Annotated in this window: 1 protein-coding gene; it reads left to right on the top strand. The window is 33.2% G+C overall.

The features are described from left to right. Positions 1-313, top strand: a 313-nt coding sequence (locus B2G44_RS01990) for a reverse transcriptase domain-containing protein (RefSeq protein WP_257616377.1), incomplete at both ends; no start/stop codon positions are given.

Genomic DNA, 313 nt, shown 5'->3' on the forward strand with positions numbered 1-313 from the left:
ATTGATGGGATTAATCTAGAAAGACTAGAAAGATACCATCAGGAATACGTCAATAATGGTTATAACCCCAAACCAGTTAAAAGAATTCTCATTCCTAGTGATAATAAAAGAACTAGACCCTTGGGTTTACCTACCATTAAAGATCGGTTAATACAAAAATGCCTCGAACAACTCTTAACTCCCTATTTTGAAAATATCTTTTCAGAATGGAGCTTGGGATTTAGAACCAAAAAATCTTGCCATGATGCTATCAAACGCGTCAAACAAAGATTTAAAGGGATTGACTATATTGTCAAAATTGACTTAAAAGGTT

Source organism: Candidatus Phytoplasma citri, assembly GCF_002009625.1.
Classification (GTDB): Bacteria; Bacillota_I; Bacilli_A; order Acholeplasmatales; family Acholeplasmataceae; genus Phytoplasma; species Phytoplasma citri.